Origin of the sequence: Streptomyces sp. NPDC006296 (assembly GCF_040613235.1) — a bacterium.
GTDB lineage: Bacteria > Actinomycetota > Actinomycetes > Streptomycetales > Streptomycetaceae > Streptomyces.
In genome coordinates this window covers 105,794-114,999 of the sequence record NZ_JBEXRT010000023.1, presented here as the reverse complement: position 1 = coordinate 114,999, position 9,206 = coordinate 105,794, and the positions used below count along the sequence as shown (strand labels likewise).

Here is a 9,206-nt window from a genome sequence, read left to right as displayed (position 1 = left end):
TTTTTTGCGGTTATTGGGGGGGGTTTGGGGTGTGTCCTGGTCCTGGTGGCCCGCGGGGGTTGTAGACGTCGGGGTGGGGGTTTGGGCGGGGGGGGGCCCGCCGACCGGTCGGCGGGCACCACGCAGGCGGATCAGCTACTGCCAGGTGACGCGGACGCGGTTCAGCGGGGTGCCGAGGACGAAGACACCGGGCTGCTCGTCCGCGGGCGCGTCGAGCGGCAGGATCTCGAAGGTGGCGTCCCGGCCGCGGTACTCGCGGTCCCAGGTGCGGACCGCGTCGGCGACCTTGGCGGCCAGCTCATCGCTCCCGGGGCCGTGGCCGATGACGCCGAACTCCCAAAGCTTGTCGCCCTCGGGGGTCTTCTGGTCCGAAAGGCGCCGCGCGAGGTAGGTGAGGGCGCCCTTCTCGACGGCGGCCGTGGCCGAGGGGTAGGGGTCCTCGGTAAGCAACGTGCCCTTGGCGGTCTGGGGGAAGAGCATCCGGATCAGCCCGGACGGCATGACACAGGAGACGAACAGCTCCATCCACTCCGGGGACTCCCCGGCGCGGACCGTCATCCCCGTCCACTCCTCGACGCGCGGCTGGTCAAGAACACCGGCAAGGGCATCGGCGTCAAGCGCCAGTCCGGCCGGGGCCTGGAGGCGCACGGCGCCGTCCGTGCTGAGCGGCACGGCGCGGCGGTCGTCGTCGGCGATGCCCCGGCGCAGCGGCATGAAGGTGTTCATCTCCGAGCCGACCGAATGCCACCGACCTTCGCGCGCCACGTAGATGATGGAGCGCGAGACGCTGCCCGTGAGTCGCTGCGGGGTGACGAGTCGGCCGCCCTCGGCGAGCTGGTCGAGCCAGGCGTGGGGGATGCCGTGCGCGCCGACGGTGGCGATGATCCGGTCGTACGGGGCACCTTCGGCGTGGCCGAGGGCGCCGTCGCGCGTCAGGGCCTCGACGTTGGTGGCTCCAGCGGCGGCGAGGTGGGCTCGGGCGCCTTCGACCAGGTCGTCATCGACGTCGATGGTGGTGACGTGTCCGCTCGGGCCGACGAGGTGGCCGATCAGGGCGGCGTTGTAGCCGGTGCCGGCGCCGAGTTCGAGGATGTGCTCGCCCGGCTGGGCTTCGAGCTGGTCCAGCATGAGGGCGACGACGGCTGGCTGGGAGGCGCAGGAGATCGAGGTGCCCTCGGGGTCGTACTTCACGTTGACCGGGCTGTTGTCGTAGGCGTCGGCCAGCGAGGTGTCAGGGACGAACAGGTGCCGAGGCACGGTGCGCAGGGCGGCTTCGACCGCGGGGGTGCGGGCGTGGCCGTCGGCTTTGATCTGGTCGACCAGGGCGTTGCGAAGCTGTTCGGCGTTGGCCCCGGGGGCGGTGAGTGTGTCGGTGTTCACCGTGCTGACGCTATGGGCCGCAAAGCCTGATTCTGTTGCTGACGCGGTGTTTTCACTCGAACCCATGATTGCCTCTCGTGCGATGTTGAACAGGGTGTGCTGGTCGGCGGACGGCAGACCGGCACGGTTGGCGTGGAAGATGGCGTGGTGCGCGATGACGGCGCGCAGTCCGCGGGTCAGGTCGCCCTGGGCGGCAAGGTAGGCGAGCGTGGTGCCGACACGCTCGAAGGCGGCGACCCAGTCGCCGTGGCCGTCCAGCGGCCCGCGCTCGCGGCACAGGCTGCGGGCTTCGGTGGTCATCAGGGTCCGCATTGCCGAGGTAAGGCGCGGGGACCCGGGCGTGCCGGTACCGGGGCGCAGTGCGGAGACCTTCGCCCACACGTCGCCCTGCTCGAACCAGTCGAGACCCGAGGCACGCATCAGGCTGCTCATCAGCAGGATGGCGGTCTCGCGCCGCCCCAGGTGCCCGTCCTTGACGGGATAGGTGAGCAGGTGGCGGCTGTCCTCGTGGAAGAGGGCGTGCGCGGCTGCCATGGCGTCCGCACCGCCGAATGCCTCGGTCTCCGGCTCGTAGTTCCCGGCCGTGCAGGACTGCGCGGTGCCGTCGGCCCCCCACTCGTCCAGCAGAGTCAGCACGGTCGGTGACGGCTGGTCGGCAACGTACCGAAGGCGCCAGGGCTGCTTGTTCATGAACCACCAGCCGCTGAGCTGCCCGTCGGCCTCGGCGGCGAGCAGAACGGGGGCGAGGCGTTCCGTGACAGCCCGTCGCCCGGTGTCCCGGTCGGGGAAGGTGATGTTGTGCTGCTGCCAGCGATCGGAACACATCGAGAAGTCCTTCGGTCGGGTTCAGGCGGTGAGCAAGCAGGCGTCCCAGGCGGTGCGGGGCGGGTCCGTGCTGTCCGCGGTGGTCAGTCCCAGCGCGGTTCCGGCGGCACCGTCGAGGAGACCGGCGCCCGCCGCGTCCTTCAGCAGCCGGGCGGCGGCGACGCCGGAGGCGGTGCCGGGCGGGACCAGCATGGTGAGAAGGGCGGGGATGATGGCGCGGAGCTGGCCGGCGGTGGCCCGGTCGGCGTCGGCGGCGGCACGCGCCGCGATGTGGACCAGACCGGCGAAGCCGTGGCACAGGCCGCTGTCCGTGGTGATGCGAAGCTGCACGCGGTCGCTCAGCGCGTCCAGCAGGGCGGCCTCGGCCTCGACCTGGAGGTCGCTGTCGCCGAGGGCGAGCGCGGCGAGCTGCTGGGCACGGGCCAGGCCCGCGGTGCCGTAGCACCAGCTCGGCCGCCGTGGTGCCGCGGCCGCGGGCCGGCCGCTGCGCAGTTCCTCGCGGCTGATCCAGTACGGCCAAGCCGTGCCGCGCCCGGTGGGCGCCTTCCACTGCTCCAGCCAGGCAAGGATGGTGCGCATCGCCTGATGGTGGCCGGTGACGGTGGTGCCGCGGCGGGCGGCAAGCGCCAGCAGCGCGAGGACCGCGCCGACGCCGTGTGCCATGCCGTGGTTGGCGTGCCCACCGGGGAAGCGGTCGTCCGGCCTGCCGGACGGCCCGGTCGGTACCCACCAGCCCGGCAGTCGTTCGCCGCTGTCGGTGACCGGGTCGGTCAGGCGCACGCAGTAGTCGAGAACGGCCCGGGTCACCGGGCCCGCAGGGTCGCGGCGCAGCAGGTAGGCGCCGTACCCGCTTAAGCCCCGGATGGCGTCGAACTCGGCGAGTGCCGGAAGCTGCCCGACTTCGATCCGGCGGTGCGCGGCGTCAAGGCGCCGCCGGGCGTCTGCCGTCACCTGCCGGTCCAGCACATCGAGGCCGCGCCGGTAGGAGTCCGGAAGGTGGTCGGCTGCGCACGCCACGGCATGGGCGAGCGCCGGGGCGCCGTAGAAGGGGTGGCTGTCGGGGCCGCTGGTGAAGGGCTCGCGGGTCGAGGCGGCCAGCCAGTCGTGGGCGCGCTGCCAGGGGGCAAGCCCGGCCGCGGCGCGTTCGATGTGCAACAGGGCGATGCCTGTCGGGCCGTAGGCGAGGTGCTGCCGGTTGGCGTCGTCAGTGGCCGCCGCCGGCACCTGGTCGGGGTGGGCGAGCCGGTCGGCGATGGCGGCGGCCACTGCGGCTGCTGTGTGGGTCACGGTCGCCTCCCGGCGCGGGCGGTGAAGGCCAGGGCTGCGGCGCGGGCCAGGTACAGGCAGACCTCTTCCTCGGGGAAGTCCACCGCGACATGCCGCACGAAGTGGACGTGCAGCAGGGAGGTCAGTACGCCGTCCACTGCGATGCCGTCGGCGTGCGGGCCGGACAGGTGCGGCCCGTACCCGGCCAGCGCAGCGGTGCGCTCGGCCCAGGCGTCGACGATCGCGGCGCCGCCGGGCGCCGACCGCAGGGCCGCCCAGTCACCGCGCGGGTCTGCCAGCCGCACGGCGTCGGTGAACTGCGAGCGGGGTACCGGGTTCGGCGCGGTCGGCTCAATGTGGTCGATCAGCCAGCGCGCGCCGGCGTCCGGGCTGCCGAGGAGGGCGGAGGCGATGGCGAAGAAGTGCGCGGCCACGAGCGTGCGCTGCGCGGGCCGGACAGGCTGGGCGAGCTGCGCCACCGTGGCCACGGAGTCCGCGCGGAACACGGTCTCGGCCGCGTCCCATGCCGGTCCGGAGCCCCACCGGCCCGTCTCGCGGTAGGAGGTGGGGTAGCGCAGGTCCGCCAGCAGCCCGGCGGTCCGCAGTTCGTCGGCCCAGGCGCTGACCGTGTGGGTGGTGTCGGCGAAGTCGTCCGGGTCGGGCAGCGCGATCCGCAGGCGAAGGTGCTGCTGGGGGTCGCGGAAGCGGACGTACCACCAGCGGGGAGAGCCGAGGCGCCGCATCAGGTCGGGCACGTGCCGGGTCAGCAGGGCGTCTTGACGCCGCGAGTCGCCGTACAAGGCTACGAGGATCACCGGGGAGGTGGCGGGGGTCTGGATCTGGGCTGGGGAGAGCGTGCGGGCGGTGGTCGGAGTGGGCAGCGCAGGCCAGGCCGGAGGCCGGACCGCTTTGAGGGGGACCGCGATCTCGTGGGCGCGGCCCCCGCTCCAGCCGTCCGCCCCAGGAGGAGCGGCTTCCGTCAGCAGCGCCGTACCGGCGCGGTCGAGGTGTTGGCGCAGCAGGCTCCGGTGGCCGGGCTCATCGAGGTCGAGCGGCAGCCGCCGGTCGTCCTGGACGAGGAGCACGTGCTGCGGCAGGCGGCGGCGCTCCCGCCAGCCGGACAGTGCGGCGGCCCAGTCCGCGCCGGGCCGGTGGCGGTCGGGGAGGTCGTCGGCCTCCAGCCTCCAGCGGGCTGCTACCAGCACGATGCGGCCGTACCGCAGGCGGGGGAGGAACGGCATCGCTGCGGCGGCGCCCCAGTCGAACCTGGTGACCTGGGCGTTCTGCGCCCGGGACACCTCGGTGATCAGCCGCGCCAGGGGCGGGGTGTGCTCGGCAAGGTTGAGCGCATGCATGCCGACGGCCTCGACGCGCAGCCCGCGGTCCGGAGCAGCCAGGTACATCCGGCGCCCGTCGCACGCCACCGCCAGATCCGCCGGCGTGAGCACCGCGGCGTCGGGGGCGCGGTGCTCCTGCAGGCTGATCACCAGCGGCAGCACACGCGGGGCTCGGGTGACGTGGGCGGTGTCGGGCAACAGCGCGGGGAAGGAGAGCTGCGCGGCCACCGTGCCGGCGTCGGCCGTGGGCAGGTCAGCCAGCTCCGCTTGTAGGCGCTCGCGTTGCGCAGTGGGGAGGACGCCGAGGAAGCGTCCGACGGTCACCCCCGCTCCGCGGGCCACGCTGGTCATTTCCACGGTGAACCGACCGCGGCGGGCATCGGCAAGGCTGGCCGCGTGCAGTCGCACGCCCACCTCCAAGTGGGGCGGTACCCGTGGCTCTTGTGGTCCCCGCTCCAGGGCGGTCACGGTCTCGTCGGTCAGCACGACTTCGTCGCGGCCGTCGAGCGCGGCGGCCTGGGCGAGGCCGAGCAGCACGTCGTCCCGCGGCGACAGGCGCCGGCGGCTCGCTCCGGTCGGCCCGCCCGGGTACCCGTCGGGGTAGCCGATGCCGCTGTCCGCGACGACCTCCAGCAGCGGCACCATCGTGCCGACGCCGAACCGTTCGTAGAACCGCTGGTGGTACTCGTTCCACGGCTCGGTGCCGTACGGGCGGGCGCAGATCCTGGTGAGGATCGTGGCGGCGCGCTCGACCTCGCGGGCGACCAGATCAGGGAGCACCACGGTGGCGTCCAGGCACAGGTCCAGGGCGAGCGGGTGACGTCGGAGGCCCGGCACCAGATCACGCATCCGGGTCGCTACGGCGTCCCGGCCCTCTGTGGTGCCGCACTGCTCCAGCCCGGCGTGGACGGCGCGCAGCTCCCGGACGACGGGTGCCAGGAGACGAATGTCCTCGGCACGGACCCCGTCGAGCTGGGTGACCAGGTGACCGAGCGCGTCGGTCTCGGTCGCCGGCGCGTGGAGGTTGGTGATCAGCACGCGCCGCCGCACCAGGCCCGCGAGGAGCCGCTTGACGCGCTCCGGGGCCACCGCCGGGAACTCGGCCATCAGCTTCTCGGCGAGTTCCCCGATCCGGATCGGCGCGTCAGCCGCGCGGAGGATAAGCCGGACCGGCGCCGACAGCTCGACGGACACCTCGACCGCTCGCCGCTGACCGGTCGGCCCGTCGTCCTGGTAGGGAACGACGAGACTGCCGTCGCGCTCGAAGGTGGTGTTGTTGACGACGACCGACAGGAGCGGCAGCAGCTCTCCGCTTCTTTCTAACTGCTCGGTCAGCCTCCCCACCCACTCCGCACCGGCGCGGGCCACGACCAGGTGGTTCTGGCCCCAGTGGGAGTGAGGCTCGGCGTCGAAGGTGGCCGTGGTGACTCCGGCGAACAGTCCGAACGGTGTGGGCCGGTGCAGCGCGCGCAGGAGGTAGCGCGCCACCGACACTCCAACGCGGCGGACTTCGCGGGTAGAAGGGGAGTTAGCACCCTCCAGGACCTCGACTTCGGCGGCGAGAACCGGGCTGGCATGGCGGAGGGCCTGTGCGATGCCCGGGTCGTGCCAGATGCTGCGAATCCAGGCGAGGCGTCCGGTGGTGACCTCCTCCAACTCCTCGGCTCGGAAGGACCGGTCGTCGAAGTCCGGTAGGGGAAGCTGGGTCACCGACGGTCGAGCGGCTGCGCGCACCAGGGCGGTCGTGCCCGCCTTGAACGCTGGGGGTATAGCCACGTGACGTGTCCCTTCGTGCGTCTGGAGGGGCGGTCGGAGCCGACGCGCCGAGTAGCGCGACAGCACCGACCGCGGTTCATGACCTGATGGCCGGGTTCAGACGGTCAGGGTCAGTCAGTGAAGGTGACGCAGGCACCGCAGGAGCTGCCGCACCCGTCGTCGGTCAGGACGGTCAGCCCGGCCGCATCGGACACCTCCAGGAGGGAGACGTTCAGGTCGAACCCGTCCGACTGGCCGCCGGCCGTCGGCTCCTGGACCTGGGTGGTGCTCTTGGTGACGATTCGCGTCATAACAACTCCAGGTGATTCGTTGGTGTGTAGGACAGGTGGTGCTTGCCAGCGCACTGAGGACCGTGGCGTAGCGACGGGGCTACGCCATGGGGTCAGGTTCTGGCCATCCCGGTCCGATGGTCGGGCCGGGAAGCTCTGGGGTGCCGCTCGACGGTCCGGTCCTTTGCCCAGGACCGTCGAGCAGCCGTCTATGCGGCGGGCACAAGATCGTCCAGGCTGACGACCTCGTAGTCCCGCAGTTCGCGTACGAGCTGAGAGGCGAGGAACCAGTCGATCTGGGGGTGGTTGTAGGGCAGTGGAGCGTCCGAGGCGGCGAGGGGCTGGATGCCGTCGGCGGTGTACTGGTACGGGGTGCCGATGACGCCGTAGAGCGGGAACCGCGTGGCCAGCAGGGCGACGTGGCCCTGGCTCCTGAGCCGGGGGCACCGCCGGGCCGCCATCCGGGCGTGCTCCAGACACACCGGCGGCTGCGCGGTCTTCACCGGCCCGGTGTAGTCGTCGCCGTCGTCGGCCGTCTCCACGAAGAGGATGCCGTCGCTACGCTTCAGCGGGACCGTGCACACCTGGCAGCGCAGGAGCGCCATCGTGATGCGCTGGCGGAGCGGGTGCACCAGCCGCCACCTCGGGTTCCCGGTGGGCTGTCCCGCGAAGCCGAGTGACATGGAGTACCGGGCCCACAGCACGCCGCGAAGATCTCGGTCGGGCCCTGCCTCGTCCTTGTACCCGAGCCGCGGGCGCCGGTCAGGACCGATGCGTACGTTCAGGTTGAGGAGGGAGTCCGCCTCTTCGCCTTCACGAGCGGTGATGTACGGAACGACCAGGTCGGCTGCGGTGATCGTCATGCCGCGCTTCCGACCGTGAGCGCGAGCGGCCGGTGGGGGGCGACGATACGGCCGTCGGGGAGGAGTTCTCCGGTGTCCTCGAACACAAGCACTCCGTTGCACAGCAGGCTCCAGCCCTGCTCAGGGTGGTGCGCGACGGGTCGCGCGGCCTCCCTGTCGGGAGCCATGGCCGTGGGGCACGGCGGGTTGTGCGCACACATGGTGCTCGTCCTCTCGGGTGGGAAGTTGGGCCCTCTTCGGCCAGCTACGGTGCCGTGGGGGAACACGGTTCGGGCACGGCCGAAGAGGGGGACTTGTGGCACCGCCCCATGAAGGCCGCTATGGCTGCTTCGCTGTAGCCGTAGAAGCGCCCCAGGGTGGTGGCAGTGCGGTCGCCCTCGAGCGTGAGTGGTCTCTCTCCCCCCACTCGACAACGAAGCAGGGATCCGGGTGAGATGACCACTGCACGCGCAGGTCTCGTTGATCGCGGTCATGCCGCGCCCTGCGGGTCACCTGCAGGCACGATGCATAGGTCGAGTCCCACCTCACGGAGCGGCAGGAAATGTGTTGCCTGGTTGGTGTATCCCTCGAACGTCAAAACGGCCCTCCGATCAGGCGGATTGGTAGACGGTGACGAGCACTGCGAACACGGTGACGACGAGGAGAACCTGAGCGCTGGCCTGTCTCCAGCCCCAGCCCTTCGCATCCATCCACCGCAACGGTCGCCTTCAAGTCGGACCGGACAGCTCCTCGGGGATCACGAGGTGAATGAATGCCTGGTACCGCTCACCCAGCTCGTTGATCACAGCGCGATACTCGTCGTCATCGGAGCTGAGGTTGTGCCGGTCGAGGACGATCACGCCGTCCGCGAAGCCGCCTCGGATCAGTCGCTCGACCTCCCCCCAGCCAGGGCGCTGCCAGGGCGGCGCGTGAACGCCACGGCCGGCACCCGAGCCGGGGAGGCCCGTCGTGGTCACGGGAACGGCTACGTCGTGAAACCTCGCTCCCATTGCGTAGCCACGCTGCTCAGCCTCGGTCTGGAGGGTGTTCCAGTCCTCATCCGGCCTGGCACTTCTGCTAAGCACCAAGCTGTACGCCAACACCCGGAGACGGCGATCACCGGAGCGGCGGTCGCACCTTTCGGTCGCCTTGCGACGGAACTGCTGACGGAGCCGGACGAGCTCGCCGCTGCGCGCCGGACGCTCCGGCGGGGCGGGTTTGCGGTGCCACTCCTGGGTTCGAGCAGTCTCGGCGTCCGTCCCGTTCCGGGATCCCATCAGGCTGATCCGTGGACTGGAGACGGCGATCATGTCGCCCAGGCTTCTACGTGTCTTCATGGTCGCCTTCCCCTAGATCGCGCTCAGCCCGCGCAGGGCTCATCCGACGATTGCGCAATGCGTTCGGTCCGACCGACCACTACGTTCGCTACCGACGTGAATCAGGTCCGTGCCAGGCGCCGTTCGGATACCGTGTGATCAGCTCGTACCGACGATGAAAGCGGTACGGAACCC

8 protein-coding genes are annotated in these 9,206 nt (G+C 71.4%); all 8 read right to left on the bottom strand.

Annotated elements, in window-relative coordinates; all coding sequences use genetic code 11:
* Positions 1–135 precede the first annotated feature (135 nt).
* Positions 136–2,205 carry a methyltransferase, FxLD system gene (gene fxlM, locus ABZ172_RS18300; RefSeq protein WP_129856954.1) on the bottom strand — a complete coding sequence of 690 codons (2,070 nt, stop codon included), beginning with the start codon at positions 2,203–2,205 and terminating at the stop codon, positions 136–138.
* Between the two features lie 21 nt (positions 2,206–2,226).
* Positions 2,227–3,492 (bottom strand): lanthionine synthetase C family protein, encoded by a 1,266-nt coding sequence (locus ABZ172_RS18295; protein WP_129856953.1) that lies wholly within the window; start codon positions 3,490–3,492, stop codon positions 2,227–2,229.
* Positions 3,489–6,584: a lantibiotic dehydratase gene (locus ABZ172_RS18290; protein ID WP_252938957.1), complete on the bottom strand. Its 3,096-nt coding sequence runs from the start codon at positions 6,582–6,584 to the stop codon at positions 3,489–3,491. The genes ABZ172_RS18295 and ABZ172_RS18290 overlap by 4 nt, the downstream gene beginning before the upstream one ends.
* A gap of 110 nt (positions 6,585–6,694) precedes the next feature.
* Positions 6,695–6,874, bottom strand: a complete 180-nt coding sequence (locus tag ABZ172_RS18285; RefSeq protein ID WP_028444064.1) for an FxLD family lanthipeptide — start codon at positions 6,872–6,874, stop codon at positions 6,695–6,697.
* Between the two features lie 188 nt (positions 6,875–7,062).
* Complete coding sequence (locus tag ABZ172_RS18280; protein ID WP_097930521.1) at positions 7,063–7,716, bottom strand: hypothetical protein; 654 nt, start codon at positions 7,714–7,716, stop codon at positions 7,063–7,065.
* On the bottom strand, positions 7,713–7,916 hold the full coding sequence (locus ABZ172_RS18275; RefSeq protein WP_129856952.1) for a DUF5999 family protein: 204 nt from the start codon (positions 7,914–7,916) through the stop codon (positions 7,713–7,715). The genes ABZ172_RS18280 and ABZ172_RS18275 overlap by 4 nt, the downstream gene beginning before the upstream one ends.
* 44 nt (positions 7,917–7,960) lie before the next feature.
* On the bottom strand, positions 7,961–8,122 hold the full coding sequence (locus ABZ172_RS18270; RefSeq protein WP_351283702.1) for a DUF6302 family protein: 162 nt from the start codon (positions 8,120–8,122) through the stop codon (positions 7,961–7,963).
* A 301-nt stretch (positions 8,123–8,423) separates the two neighbouring features.
* Positions 8,424–9,032: a hypothetical protein gene (locus tag ABZ172_RS18265; RefSeq protein ID WP_356884738.1), complete on the bottom strand. Its 609-nt coding sequence runs from the start codon at positions 9,030–9,032 to the stop codon at positions 8,424–8,426.
* Positions 9,033–9,206 lie beyond the last annotated feature (174 nt).